The 13785-nt window shown below is 67.8% G+C and carries 11 protein-coding genes; 2 read left to right on the top strand and 9 right to left on the bottom strand.

Features of this window, described 5'->3' with window-relative positions:
* Positions 1–25: 25 nt before the first annotated feature.
* The 9 genes from I3K84_RS10715 to I3K84_RS10675 all read right to left on the bottom strand — a co-directional run bounded on the left by I3K84_RS10715 (position 26) and on the right by I3K84_RS10675 (position 10872).
* Positions 26–1063, bottom strand: coding sequence for a tripartite tricarboxylate transporter substrate binding protein (locus I3K84_RS10715; protein WP_047350248.1), 1038 nt, complete (start codon positions 1061–1063; stop codon positions 26–28).
* A 165-nt stretch (positions 1064–1228) separates the two neighbouring features.
* A complete protein-coding gene (locus tag I3K84_RS10710) occupies positions 1229–2218 on the bottom strand; it encodes a tripartite tricarboxylate transporter substrate-binding protein (protein WP_011803923.1) in 990 nt (329 codons plus the stop codon).
* 191 nt (positions 2219–2409) lie between these two features.
* A complete protein-coding gene (locus I3K84_RS10705) occupies positions 2410–3657 on the bottom strand; it encodes a phenylacetate--CoA ligase family protein (protein WP_011803924.1) in 1248 nt (415 codons plus the stop codon).
* Positions 3658–3749: 92 nt separating this feature from the next.
* Positions 3750–4592 carry an ABC transporter ATP-binding protein gene (locus I3K84_RS10700; RefSeq protein ID WP_196994480.1) on the bottom strand — a complete coding sequence of 281 codons (843 nt, stop codon included), beginning with the start codon at positions 4590–4592 and terminating at the stop codon, positions 3750–3752.
* A gap of 139 nt (positions 4593–4731) precedes the next feature.
* The gene (locus I3K84_RS10695) at positions 4732–6045 is read right to left on the bottom strand and encodes an ABC transporter substrate-binding protein (protein ID WP_196994479.1); all 1314 of its coding nucleotides are present in this window, start codon (positions 6043–6045) and stop codon (positions 4732–4734) included.
* 59 nt (positions 6046–6104) lie between these two features.
* Entirely contained in the window at positions 6105–7169 is a 1065-nt protein-coding gene (locus I3K84_RS10690; protein WP_013517442.1) for a branched-chain amino acid ABC transporter permease, read from the bottom strand.
* Between the two features lie 17 nt (positions 7170–7186).
* On the bottom strand, positions 7187–8116 hold the full coding sequence (locus I3K84_RS10685) for a branched-chain amino acid ABC transporter permease (RefSeq protein ID WP_196994478.1): 930 nt from the start codon (positions 8114–8116) through the stop codon (positions 7187–7189).
* A gap of 20 nt (positions 8117–8136) precedes the next feature.
* Complete coding sequence (locus I3K84_RS10680; RefSeq protein WP_196994477.1) at positions 8137–8922, bottom strand: ABC transporter ATP-binding protein; 786 nt, start codon at positions 8920–8922, stop codon at positions 8137–8139.
* Positions 8923–8940: 18 nt separating this feature from the next.
* Positions 8941–10872 (bottom strand): long-chain fatty acid--CoA ligase, encoded by a 1932-nt coding sequence (locus I3K84_RS10675; RefSeq protein WP_196994476.1) that lies wholly within the window; start codon positions 10870–10872, stop codon positions 8941–8943.
* Positions 10873–11096: 224 nt separating this feature from the next.
* Between I3K84_RS10675 and I3K84_RS10670 the strand changes: the two genes are divergently transcribed.
* Both I3K84_RS10670 and I3K84_RS10665 read left to right on the top strand, forming a co-directional pair.
* A complete protein-coding gene (locus I3K84_RS10670) occupies positions 11097–12803 on the top strand; it encodes an ExeA family protein (RefSeq protein WP_196996102.1) in 1707 nt (568 codons plus the stop codon).
* A gap of 4 nt (positions 12804–12807) precedes the next feature.
* Positions 12808–13659 carry a general secretion pathway protein GspB gene (locus I3K84_RS10665; protein ID WP_196994475.1) on the top strand — a complete coding sequence of 284 codons (852 nt, stop codon included), beginning with the start codon at positions 12808–12810 and terminating at the stop codon, positions 13657–13659.
* Positions 13660–13785: the final 126 nt, after the last annotated feature.

Here is a 13785-nt window from a genome sequence, read left to right as displayed (position 1 = left end):
CCTGGCGGGCGCGCGCATCCGCTCTTCAATCCACCTTCGCACCCGACGCCTTCACCACCTGCGCCCACTTGCGGTGCTCGCGGTCGATCAGGCTGGCAAATTCGGCGCTGGTATTGCCGCCGGGAATCGCTCCCTGGGACAGCAGTCGCTCCTTGACGGCAGGGGTGGCCAGCGCCTTGGCCACCTCCTGCTGGACGCGCTGGACGATGTCGGCCGGCGTGCCCGCGGGCGCCAGCAGTCCGAACCATGAACTGGCTTCGAAGCCCTTGAGCGCGGGGCCGCCGGCCTCTTCCACCGTGGGGACGTCGGGCAGGGCGGTGGAGCGTTTCGCGCTGGTGACCGCCAGCGCCTTGAGCTTGCCGCCCTTGATATGGGCCATGGAGGAGGGCAAGTTGTCGAACATCACGTCCATGTTGCCGCCCACCATGTCCAGCAGCGCGGGCGCAGACCCGCGGTAGGGCATGTGCAGCATGTAGGTGCCGGTCATGCTCTTGAACAGCTCGCCGGCCAGGTGGATCGAGGTGCCGTTGCCGCTGGACGCCATGTTGAGCTTGCCCGGGTTGGCTTGGGCATAGCGGATGAAGTCCTGCACGTTGTTGATGCCCAGGCTGCGCGCCTTCTCGGTGTTCATGACCATCACGTTGGGCACCGACGCGACAAGCGTGACGGGCGCGAAGTCCTTGATCGGGTCGTAGGGCAACTGCTTGTACAGCGCGCGGTTGATGCCATGCGTGCCCACGGTGCCCATCAGCAGCGTGTATCCGTCAGGGGCGGACCTGGCCACCAGTTCGGCACCGATGTTGCCTCCCGCGCCGCCGCGGTTGTCCACGATGAACTGCTGGCCAAAGGCCTTGCCCAGCTCGGGCGCAATGGCGCGCGCCAGGATGTCGGTGGTACCCCCGGCGGCGAACGGCACCACGATGCGGACCGGCTTGGCCGGCCATGGGCTGGCTTGGGCATACGCGGCGCCCGTGGCGCCCAGGCCCAATGCAAGAAGCGCCGCGATGGCGTGCAGGGCCTGGCGGCGCGGTGGGGTGCGGCGTGGGGTGGATGTGTGCGGCATGCGGTCTTTCCAAAAAGCGTGAAAGAAGGCTTCGGTTGTAGGCGCCGCAGCCGCGCAGGGGCAGCAGGATTACCCGCAGTTCCCATGAAAAAACGCCCGGTGCGCGGGCACCGGGCGTTGGCAGGAAAGGCGGGCAGACGGACGCGCCCGCCGCGCTGGCGCAGATCAGTCGGCGTAAGTGCCGGCTGCCTTGATCACCATGCCCCACTTTTCGATTTCAGACTGCACGAACTTCTTGTGTTCGGCCGGCAGCACGCGCTTGTCGGCCACCACCACGGCGCCCAGGCCTTCCTGCTTCTTGATGAAGTCAGGATCCTTCACGGCCACTTGCAGCGCTTCGTTGATGCGCGTCAGCACGGCGGCGGGCGTGCCCTTGGGGGCATACAGGCCATGCCAGACGGAGACGTTGAAGTCTTTCAGGCCGCTTTCCTGCAGCGTCGGCAAGTCCTTGAGCGACGGCATCGTCAGGCGCTGGTTGGTGGTCACGGCAAAGGCCTTGACCTTCTTGCCCTCGATCTGCGTCGTGGTGTTGGTGGTCTGGTCGCACATCAGGTCGATCTGGCCGCCAATCAGGTCGGTGATGGCGGGCGCCGCGCCCTTGTAGGCCACGGGCGTCATGTGCGACTGCAGCGCGTGCTGGAACATCAGGCCGCACAGATGGCCGGCCGAGCCCAGGCCGGAGTGGCCCAGGTTCACCTTTTCCTTGTTCTGCGCAATCCAGGTGGCCAATTCCTTGTAGTTCTTGGCCTCCAGCGTCGGGCGCGAGATGATGGTCATGGGCACGTCGTTGACGATGCCCAGGAACTCGAAGTCGTTCAACACGTTGAACGACAGCTTGCGGTACAGCGTGGGGATGGTGGCCATGCCGATGTGGTTCAGCAGCAGGGTGTAGCCGTCCGGCTGTGCACGGGCCACCTTGGCTGCGCCAATGGTGCTGCCTGCACCGGCGGCGTTTTCGACGACGACCGTGGCACCGCCCAGGGGCTTGCGCAGGGCCTCTGCCAGGTCACGGGCCACGCGGTCGGTGGGGCCGCCGGCCGAGAAGGGCACGACGATGGTGATGTTCTTGTCCTTGACCGGATAGGCCTGGGCGGATGCGCCGAATGCAGCCAGGATGGCGGCCGCTCCCACGGCGATCTTGAATGTCGTTCTCATGATGCTCCTTGGAAAAGAGGCGCAATCATAGAGAGAAACGGCGTGCCGGACATCAAGGAAACCCCCGAGGCCGCACCGCCTGACAAATGGGCGACGTTTGACCCCAGGGGGTTGACGCGGCTGCGGGCGGCTTGTGTGCCGCGCACGACGCCGTGGCGACGCACGGCGCCGGCCGGCCGCCCCGCGGGGCATCAGCGGTAGCTGCGCGCGTCTTCGATGACCTTGCCGTCGTTGGGCAGGCTGCCGGGAGGCACCATCTGCACGTCGCCGCGCAGCTTGGTCACTTCGCGCAGCGCTTCGGCCAGTTGCTGGGCCATGCCTGCGGCGGTTTCCGTGGTCTCCACCTGCAGCACCATCTGGTCGTTGGCCATCTCGCCGCTGACCACCAGCCGCGCGCGCTGCACCTGGGGGAAGCGCTTGACCACGCTGGCAATCTGGCCGGGGTGCACGAACATGCCGCGCACTTTGGTGGTCTGGTCCGCGCGGCCCATCCAGCCCTTGATGCGGGTGTTGGTGCGGCCCGTGGGGCACTGGCCCGGCAGTACGGCCGACAGGTCGCCGGTGCCGAAGCGGATCAGCGGGTAGTCGGGGTTCAGCGTGGTGATGACCAGCTCGCCCACTTCGCCCTCGGGCACCGGGTCGCCGGTGCCCGGGCGCACGATCTCGACGATCACGCCCTCGTCCAGCACCAGGCCTTCGCGCGCGCTGGTCTCATAGGCGATCAGGCCCAGGTCTGCCGTGGCGTAGCACTGGTAGCCCGTCACGCCGCGCGCGGCCAGCCAGTCGCGCAGCGAGGGCGGGAAGGCCTCGCCCGAGACCAGCGCCTTGGTCACGCTGGGCAGCGCCACGCCGTGTTCGTGGGCCTTGTCGAGGATGATCTTCAGGAAGCTGGGCGTGCCGATGTAGCCGGCCGGGCGCAGCTCGGCCATGGCCTGCACCTGCTGCTCGGTCTGCCCCGTGCCGCCCGGAAAGACCGTGCAGCCCAGTGCGTGGGCGCCGGTTTCCATCATCGAGCCGGCAGGCACGAAGTGGTAGCTGAAGCTGTTGTGGATCAGCTCGCCGGGGCGAAACCCCGCGGCATACATGGCGCGTGCCATGCGCCAGTAGTCCGGCCGCGCGCCCTCGGGTTCATAGATGGTGCCGGGGCTGGCGAACACGCGGGGCATGTGACGCCCGAATGCCAGGGCGCTGAAGCCGCCGAACGCATTCTGGCCGCGCTGCGCCTGCTGGCGCTCCAGCAGTTCGTACTTGCGCGTGACGGGCAGGCGGGCCAGCGCGGCGCGGTCGGTGATGGTGGTGGCGTCCACGCCCGCCAGGATGCCGGCGAAGGCGGGGCTGGCCTGCTGGGCGTGGGCGATCTGCCGGGGCAGGGCCGCCATGAGGGCGGCTTCACGCTCGGCGGGGGCGCGGGTTTCCAGGGCGTCGTAGAACATGCTCATGCCTGGGTCTCCTGTCGTTGGGAGAGGTTTAGGGCAAAATCGGCCTCCAGCGCTTGCCTGTCAAGCGCTAGCAGCTATTAATTTGAGAGTAATTAGGCCAGCCAGCGCTTGCGGCGCTTGTAGCTCTTGACGTCCTTGAAGCTCTTGCGCTCGCCACCGCCGACGCCCAGGTAGAACTCCTTCACGTCTTCGTTGCTGGCCAGGTCCTGCGCGGCGCCGTCCATGACGATGCGGCCGCTTTCCATGATGTAGCCGTAGTCCGCGTACTTCAGCGCCATGTTGGTGTTCTGCTCGGCCAGCAGGAAGGTCGTGCCTTCCTTGGCGTTGAGATCCTTCACGATGTTGAACACCTCTTCCACGATCTGCGGCGCCAGGCCCATGGAGGGCTCGTCGAGCAGCACCATGCGCGGGTTGCTCATGATGGCGCGGCCGATGGCGCACATCTGCTGCTCGCCGCCCGAGGTGTAGGCCGCCTGGCTGGTGCGGCGCGTCTTCAGGCGCGGGAAGTAGCTGTAGACCTTCTCCAGGTTGGCGGCGATCTCGCCCCGGTCGCTGCGCGTGTAGGCGCCGGTGAGCAGGTTCTCCTCGATCGTCAGGTGGGCGAAGCAGTGCCGGCCCTCCATGACCTGCACCACGCCGCGCTTGACCAGGTCGGCGGGCGAGAGGTTCTCGATGCGCTCGCCCTCCAGCGTGATGCTGCCCTTGGTGACCTCGCCGCGCTCACCCTTGAGCAGGTTGGAGATGGCGCGCAGCGTGGTGGTCTTGCCGGCGCCGTTGCCGCCCAGCAGGGCCACGATGCTGTGGTGCGGCACCTTCAGGGAGACGCCCTTGAGCACCAGGATCACGTGGTTGTAGATGACTTCGATGCCGTTGACCTCCACCAGCGGCGTGGCGCTGGCGGCGGGGGCGGCGGTGGGTTGGGGGGCAGCGCTCATGGGGTCACCTGATGCTCATGGTTTGATAGCTGTAGGCGCTTGCCAGGCAAGCGTTTGATGCAGATTTTGCTGTGATCGTGCGGCCGCGCGGGCCTGGTGGATGCGCGCGTGCGCACCCACCAGGGGCGGGCGCATCGGATCAGTTGCAGCTGCGCACCTTGAGGTTCTTCTCCTTGGCGTACTTCTCGCCGTATTCCTTGACCAGGGGGTCGATCAGGGACTTGTCGGCCTGGTACCAGTCGGAGACCGCCACCCACTTGGCGCCATCCCACTGCGCGATGCGCGACCAGTCGGTGCCCATGTGGTTCTCGCAGCTGGTCTTGATCGGCTTGAGGATCTTGCCGAAGCCCAGCTCGTTCAGGCGCTCCTGCGTCAGGTTGAGGTTCTCCAGGCCCCAGCGCACCTGCTCGGAGGTCATGACCTTGCCCTTGCCGAACTTCTCCTGCGCCGTGCGGATGGCCTCGACCTGCAGCATGGAGATCACCATGCCGCGCGTATGGGCCATGGCGCCGAGCTCCTTGGCATCCTTGGCCGTGCCCTGGCCCTTGTCGTAGAGCTGGGCCTTGACCTCGTCGTGCACCTTGTCGTGCTCGGCGGTGTTGTGGATGGTGACGGTGTTGTAGCCCTTGGCGCCGGCGCCGATGTCCTTGACGTCATGGTCCGAGCCGGCCCACCAGATGCCGTAGATCTTGTCGCGGGCGTAGCCCGTGGCCTGTGCCTCGCGCACGGCGGTGGGCGTCATCACGCCGGCCGACCACAGCAGCACGTAGTCGGGGCGCTGCTGGCGCACCTGCAGCCAGGTGGACTTCTGCTCCACGCCGGGCGCCGTCACCGGCAGCTTGAGCAGCTCGAAGCCTTCCTTGGCGGCGCGCTTCTCCAGCAGCGGGATGGGCTCCTTGCCGTAGGGCGAGTCGTGGTAGACCAGGGCGATCTTCTTGCCCTTGAGGTTGCCCTTCTCCTTCTTCAGGATGTCCTGGATGATGGAATCGGCCGCCGTCCAGTACGTGCCCAGCAGCGGGAAGTTCCACTCGAACACCCGGCCGTCGGCCGACTGCGACAGCCCGTAGCCTGCGGTGACGATGGTGGCCTTGTCGCCGGGCGCCTTGTCGCTCACGGCGTAGGTGATGCCCGTGGACTGGGTGTCGAAGCTGGCGGTGCCGCCCGGGCGGCTCTTGAGGCGCTCGTAGCACTCCACGCCCTTGGCCGTGTCGTAGGCGGTCTCGCACTCCTCGAACGCGATCTTCACGCCGTTGATGCCGCCCCTGGCGTTGACCAGCTTGAGGTAGTCCTGCTTGCCGTCGGCCCATGGAATGCCCAGCGGGGCGAACTGGCCCGTGCGGTACACCAGCAGCGGCTGGAACTGCTCCTGCGCCTGTGCGGCGGGCGAGCCCAGCAGGGCGCCCATGCCTGCGGCCACCGTGGCGGCAGCGATTGCGGCTTTCTTGAACATCATGGTCTCAGTCTCCTTCGGGGTTGTGAAAGGCAGTCCTGGCGGGGCTGCAGGGGGGGAAATCAATGCGGGAACGGCCACACGCGCAGCTTCTGGCGCGCCGTGGACCACAGCTTGGCCAGGCCGTGGGGCTCGACGATGAGGAAGAACACGATCAGCGCGCCGAAGATCATGTGCTCCAGGTAGGTGGCGGTGGCCGTGGAGATCGGCAGCCCCAGCCAGTGCGGCACCTGGTTCAGGAGCAGCGGCAGCAGGATGAAGAACGCCGCGCCGAAGATGCTGCCCATGATGGAGCCCAGGCCGCCGATGATGACCATGAACAGCAGCTGCAGCGACCTGTCCAGGCTGAAGGCCGCGGGCTCCCAGGCGCCCAGGTGCACGAAGCCCCACAGCGCGCCGGCGATGCCGACGATGAAGCTGCTCACGGCGAAGGCCGACAGCTTGGCGTACACCGGGCGGATGCCGATCACGGCGGCGGCCACGTCCATGTCGCGCATGGCCATCCATTCGCGCCCCACCGAGCTGCGCACCAGGTTCTTGGCGGCCAGCCCCAGCACGCACAGGATGCCCAGGCACAGCAGGTACTTCTCCATCGGCGTGTCGATCTGCCAGCCGGCGATGGCCAGGGCCTTGGCGCTGACCGAGCCCGAGGAGGAGTTGTTCGTCACCCAGTCGGCGCGGGTGGTGATCCAGTCCACGAAGAACTGCGCCGCCAGTGTGGCCACGGCCAGGTACAGGCCCCGGATGCGCAGGGACGGCAGGCCGAACACCACGCCGAACACCATGGCGATCAGGCCGCCGCCGATCAGCGCCAGCAGCAGCGGCATGCCGTCGAAGCGCGCCTGCAGGTTGTAGGCCGCATAGGCGCCCACGGCCATGAAGGCCGCCGTGCCCAGCGAGATCTGGCCGCAGTAGCCCACCAGGATGTTCAGTCCCAGCGCGCCCAGCGACATGATCAGCAGCGGGATCAGGATGGCCTGGAAGAAATAGTCGCTGGCCACCATGGGCACGACCACGAAGGCCACGGCCAGGATCAGCCCGATGGCGATGCGGTCCTGGGTGACGGCGAAGATCTGCTGGTCGGCCGAGTAGCTGGTCTTGAACTGGCCGTTTTCACGATAGAACATGGATTTCCCCTCCGGCCTCAAACACGGTCAATGATTTTGTCGCCGAACAGCCCCTGGGGCCGCACCAGCAGGAAGCACAGCGCCAGGCCGTAGGCAAACCAGGTCTCTATGCCGCCGCCCACCATGGGGCCGATGTAGACCTCGGAGAGCTTCTCGCCCACGCCGATGATCAGGCCGCCGATGATGGCGCCCGGCAGCGACGTGAGCCCGCCCAGGATCACCACCGGCAGGGCCTTGAGGGCCACCAGCGACAGCGAGTACTGCACGCCGAGCTTGGAGCCCCAGATGATGCCCACCACCAGGGCCACGCCGCCGGCCACCGACCACACGATGACCCAGATGCGCGACAGCGGGATGCCGATCGACTGGGCCGCCTGGTGGTCGTCGGCCACGGCGCGCAGGGCGCGCCCGGTCTTGGTCTTCTGGAAGAACAGGCTCAGGCACACCACCAGCAGCGCGGCGATGCAGGCGGCGTACAGGTCCTCCAGGCTGACCATGACGCCGCCCTCGATCAGGCCGTCCATGACGAACACCGGGTCCTTGGGCATGCCCACGTTGATGCTGTAGACCGCGCTGCCGAACACCATGGGCCCCAGGCCGTCGAGCAGGTAGGCGATGCCCAGGGTCGCCATCAGCAGCGCGATGGGCTCCTGGTTCACCAGGTGGCGCAGGGCGAAGCGCTCGATCACCCAGGCCACCACCACCATCAGCGCCAGCGTGACCACGATGGCCAGCAGGTTGCCCACCAGCCCGGGCGCCATGCCCAGCCAGCCGGGAATCCACTCGGCGAAGCGCGCCATGGCCAGGGCCGAGAACAGCACCATCGCCCCTTGCGCGAAGTTGAACACGCCCGAGGCTTTGAAGATCAGCACGAAGCCGATGGCGATCAGCGCGTACAGCGTGCCCACCATCAGGCCGCCGATCAGGGTTTCGAGGAAAAATCCCATGTTCTGTGCTCCTGCTTGTCTCAGTGGGCCGTGCCCAGGTAGGCGCGGATCACGTCTTCGTTGTCGCGCACCTCGTCAGGGGCGCCGTCGCCGATCTTCTTGCCGTAGTCCAGCACCACCACGCGGTCGCTGATGTCCATCACCACGCCCATGTCGTGCTCGATGAGCACGATGGTGGTGCCGAACTCGTCGTTCACGTCGAGGATGAAGCGGCACATGTCCTGCTTCTCCTCCACGTTCATGCCGGCCATGGGCTCGTCGAGCAGCAGCACCTGCGGCTCCATGGCCAGGGCGCGCCCCAGGTCCACGCGCTTTTGCAGGCCGTAGGGCAGCTGGCCCACGGGGGTCTTGCGCCAGGCCTGGATCTCCAGGAAGTCGATGATGTGCTCGACGAACTCGCGGTGGCGGATCTCCTCGCGCTCGGCCGGGCCTATGCGCAGCGCCTGCATGAGCAGGTTGCTTTTGATCTTGAGGTTGCGCCCGGTCATGATGTTGTCGATCACGCTCATGCCCTTGAACAGCGCCAGGTTCTGGAAGGTGCGCGCCACGCCCATCTCGGCCACCTGGCGGCTGTTCATGTGGCTGAAGGTCTGGCCGCGGAAGGTGATCGAGCCCTCCTGCGGCGTGTAGACCCCGTTGATGCAGTTGAGCATGGAGCTCTTGCCCGCGCCGTTGGGGCCAATGATGGAGCGGATCTCGTGCTCGCGCACGTCGAACGAGATGTCGGTCAGCGCCTTGACGCCGCCGAACCTGAGGCTGATGTTCTTGACGTCCAGGATGACGTCGCCGATCTTCTTGCTGGTCATGGGTGGTGGCCTCTCGTGTCAGGCGGCGGCGCTGGCCGGGTAGGTCTTGGCGTCGATGATCTTGAGCGTGGCGCTCACCGTCCCCGTGCGCCCGTCCTCGAACTTCACCTGGGTCTCGATGAACTGCTCGCCCTTGCCCGCGTACAGGGCGTCGATCAGCACGCCGTACTTTTCGGCGATGAAGTTGCGCCGCACCTTGCGCGTGCGCGTGAGCTCGTCGTCGTCCGGGTCCAGCTCCTTGTGCAGCACCAGGAAGCGCGCCACCTGGGTGTCGGCCATGCCGCTCTCGCGCGCCAGGTCGGCATTGACCTGGGCCACGCAGTCGGCGACCAGCTCCAGCACCTTGGCCTTGGAGGCCAGGTCCACGTAGCCGGCGTAGGGCAGGTTCTGCCGCTCGGCCCAGTTGCCCACGGCCTCGAAGTCGATGTTGATGAAGGCGCAGACCTGGTCGCGGTCGTGGCCGAAGCACACGGCCTCCTTGATGTGCGAGAAGAACTTGAGCTTGTTCTCGATGTAGTTGGGCGCGAACATGGCCCCGCTCTTCATCTTGCCCACGTCCTTGGCGCGGTCGATGATGCGCAGCTGGCCGTTGGCGTCTATCACGCCCGCGTCGCCCGTGTGGAAGTAGCCGTTGGCGTCGATCACCTCGGCCGTGGCGTCGGGGCGCTTGTAGTACTCCTTGAGCACCGCGACGCCCTTGACCAGCACCTCGCCGTTGTCCGCCAGCTTCAGCTCGATGCCCGGCGCCGCCTGGCCCACGCTGTTGAGGTCCACCTGGCCGTCGCGCTGCAGGCAGACGTAGGCGCAGGTCTCGGTCTGGCCGTAGAACTGCTTGAGGTTGATGCCGATGGAGCGGAAGAACTTGAACAGCTCCGGCCCAATGGCCGCGCCGGCCGTGTAGGCCACGCGGATGCGCGACAGCCCCATGACGTTGCGCAGCGGCCCGTAGACGGCGAAGTCGGCCAGGCGGTACTTGAGCCGGTCCAGGGCGCCCACCGGCTTGCCGTCCAGGATGTCCGAGCCCACGCGGCGCGCCAGCTCCATGGCCTTCTCGTACATGCGGCGCTTGAAGGGGGCCGCGTCCTCCATGCGGATGGAGATCGAGGTGAGCATGCCCTCGAACACGCGCGGCGGCGCGAAGTAGTAGGTCGGGCCGATCTCGCGCATGTCGATGCTGACGGTGCCGGCCGACTCCGGGCAGTTGATGGTGTAGCCGGCCACCAGCCATTGCGCCAGCGAGAACAGGTGGTCGCCCACCCAGGCCGGCGGCAGGTAGGAAATGATGCTGTCCTGCGGGCCCAGCCTGTCCACCTCGGCCGCGCCGCTGGCCGCGCCGATGAAGCTCGCGTGCGTCTGGCACACGCCCTTGGGCTTGCCCGTGGTGCCCGAGGTGTAGAGGATGACCGACACGTCCTGCGAGCTGACCTGCCCGACCATGGACTCCCACACCCCCGGGTGGGCCCGGTCCCACTCGCTGCCCCTGGCCATCAGGTCGGCGGTGCTGATCAGGCCCGGCTGGTCGTAGTTGCGCAGGCCGCGCGGGTCGTCGTAGATGATGTGGGTGATGCCGGACACGGACTCGCGCACCTCCAGCAGCTTGTCCACCTGCTCCTGGTTCTCGGCGAACGCGAAATGGATCTCTGCGTCCTCCATGACGAAGCGCATCTCGCTGGCCACCGCGTCCTGGTACAGCGGGATCGGCACCCCGCCTATGCTCTGCACGGCGATGAAGCCCATGTACACGTGCGGCCGGTTGTCGCTGATCAGCGCCAGGTTCTGGCCCTTGGCGAAACCCAGCGACAGCAGGCCGCAGGCCATGTGGCGCACCTCGGCCGCGGCGTCCTTCCAGCTCCAGGTCTGCCAGATGCCATATTCTTTCTCGCGCAGTGCTGCAGCGTCGGGGCGCTGGGCGGCGTGCTGCAGCAGTAGATGGGGGAATGTGGTCTTCATTCCGGTTCCTATCAGGGTCTGTGGAGGGCAGCGCACGGGAAACACGAAGTCCGCTGCCGGTTTGCAACCAATGGTAGGAACGACTTTGACGTTATCTTGTCTTTGCGATGACAATTCAAGGGTTAGTCCTCAGGGGTCTAACCCTGACCGCCCTCGACAGGTGGTGATCGCGGGGAGCTGAGGGGTTCATGGGCGCGACAGGCGAGGGCGCTATGCTCGCCGCCATGTACGCCCCGTTCTTCGGACTCGAACACCCGCCTTTTTCCATCGCGCCCGACCCGCGCTACCTCTTCATGAGCGAGCGCCATCGCGAAGCCCTGGCCCACCTGCTGTACGGCCTGGATGCGGGCGGCGGCTTCGTGCTGCTCACGGGCGAGATCGGCACCGGCAAGACCACGGTGTGCCGCTGCTTCCTGGAACAGATTCCGCCGCAGTGCAACGTTGCTTACATCTTCAACCCGAAGCTCACGGTGCCTGAGCTGCTGCGCTCCATCTGCGACGAATTCGGCGTGGCGCACCGCCCCGCCATACCGGGGGCGGAGACCGTGAAGGACTGCCTGGACCCGCTCAACGACTTCTTGCTGCAGCAGCACGCGGCGGGGCGCAACAACGTGCTCATCATCGACGAGGCGCAGAACCTCGCGCCCGATGTGCTGGAACAACTGCGCCTGCTCACCAACCTCGAAACCAGCGAGCGCAAGCTGCTGCAGATCATCCTCATCGGCCAGCCCGAGCTGCGTGCGATGGTGGCGGCGCCGGAGCTGGAGCAGCTCGCGCAGCGCGTGATCGCGCGCTACCACCTGGACGCCTTGAGCGCCGACGAAACACGCCAGTACATCGCCCACCGCCTGGCCGTGGCCGGGTTGCAAGGGCCGCTGCCTTTTCAGCAGCGGGCGCTGGCGCGCGTGCACGCGCTCACGGGTGGCGTGCCGCGGCGCATCAACCTGCTGTGCGACCGTGCCCTGCTGGGTGCCTACGGCGCGGGTGTGCGCGAGGTGACCGATGCCATGGTGCGCCGCGCCGCGCGCGAGGTGTTCGACGCGCCCGCCACGGTGCGCCCCGGCGCGGCAGGGCGCTGGCTCGCCGCTGGAACCGGTGGGCTGGTGGGCGCGGCGGCGCTGGGCGGGCTGGCCTGGGCGCTGGGCTGGTGGCCGCTCGCAGACGGTGGCGCCGGCTCCACACAGGCGCAGGCACAGACACAGAGGCCGGCCATGGCCGCGTCGGCTGCGGCCGTGCCCGCGTCATCCCCCGCCTCGGCCGCTTCTGCGCCCGACGCGCCGGCCCTCCCGCCGACATTGGCGCAGTTCCTGGCCATCCAGCCCGTGGCGCAGGCGCCGGCGGCCTGGCAGGCGCTGGCCCGGCAGTGGCAGGCGAGCGTGCCCGACGGCGCCGCGGACCCCTGCACCGCGCTGGCGTCCGAGGGCCTGCGCTGCTACCGCAGCCGCCGCGCCAGCCTGAACCTGCTGCGCCAGCTTGATCGGCCCGTGCTGCTGATGCTGCGGCCCGCCGAGGGCGATGCGCAGGGCGAGGCCCTGGCGCCTGAGGTGGCGGTCTTGCTGCGCCGTCTCGATGACGGCACCGCCACGCTGGAAGGCGTGCAGGGCCAGACGCTGCAGGTGCGCGTGACGGAGCTTGCGCCGCTGTGGCGCGGCGAGGTTGCCACGCTGTGGAAGGCCCCTGCCGAGCTGGCCGATTCGGGCGACGTCACAGCCACTGTCGCGGGCGCCGCCTGGCTGGACCAGCAACTGGCGGCCGCCGGCGCGGGCACCGCCGCAGCCCGTACCGCAACGCCCGCCGCGCGCCGCGCGCGCATCCACCAATTTCAGCTGGGCCAGGGCCTCACGCCCGATGGCCGCGCTGGTCCCTTGACCCTGATGTTGCTCAACCGCGCCGCAGGCGTGCCGGAGCCGCGTTTGCTCAGCGGAGCCTGAACCCATGTCCTACATTCTTGATGCGCTGCGGCGCGCCCAGGCCGAGCGCGGCCGTGGCAGCGTGCCCGGCCTGCATACCCCCGCGTCGCCCGTGGCGGTGCCTACCGTGCAGCGCGCCGCACCGGCGCGGGGGCTGCCCTGGATGGTGCTTGCAGCGCTGGCGGGCGTAGGGGCGGCAGCCGGCGCCTGGTGGCTGGTGCGTGCGCCCAGTGCGACGGTGGCCGCGGTGGTGCCTGCGCCTGCACCCGCAATACCGGCACCAGCCGCTCCAGCCGCCGCCGCGCCGATGGCCGTGCCGGCCCATGGGGCAGCGCCGGCGCCCGAAACTGCGCCCGCAACCACACCAACACCAACACCAACACCAACACCAACACCAACACCAACACCAACACCAACGCCAACGCCAACGCCAACGCCAACGCCAACGCCAACGCCAACGCCAACGCCAACGCCAACGCCAGCGCGAGCACCGGCACCAGCATCCAAACCCACGCCCGAGCGCTCCGCCCGCGCCGAAGCGCCTGCCCCCCGGCCCGAGCGCAGCGCGCCCGCGCCCGCGGCGCCTGCCCGCGCACCGGCCCCGCGCGCTGCGTCGCCGGCACCCGCGCCGCAGGAATCGACGGGAACCGTCTTTGCCCAGGCCGATCTGCCGGCGAGCGTGCGTGAGCAACTGCCCACCCTGCAGCTCGCGGGCGTGACCTACTCGTCCAACCCCGTGTACCGCATGGTGATCGTCAACGGCCAGGTGCTGCACGAGGGGGATACCGCCGCCCCCGGCCTGGTGCTGGAGCGCATCGAGCCGGCGCGCACCGTGTGGGCGTTCCGCGGCTACCGCTATGCCTTGCCGACGCAGTGATGGGGTTGTAGTCAAACAGGGCTTGAACCCAGAATCAGTAGGCGCCAATAGCTATTAAATCAATAGCACCAGGATGTGTCGATACCTCGGACCGGCCAGGCGTTGGTTCGTGGTATTCCCGCTGCC

This window comes from Diaphorobacter sp. JS3051 (assembly GCF_015832135.1).
Classification (GTDB): domain Bacteria; phylum Pseudomonadota; class Gammaproteobacteria; order Burkholderiales; family Burkholderiaceae_C; genus Diaphorobacter; species Diaphorobacter nitroreducens.
This window is presented reverse-complemented; position numbering and strand designations above follow the sequence as displayed.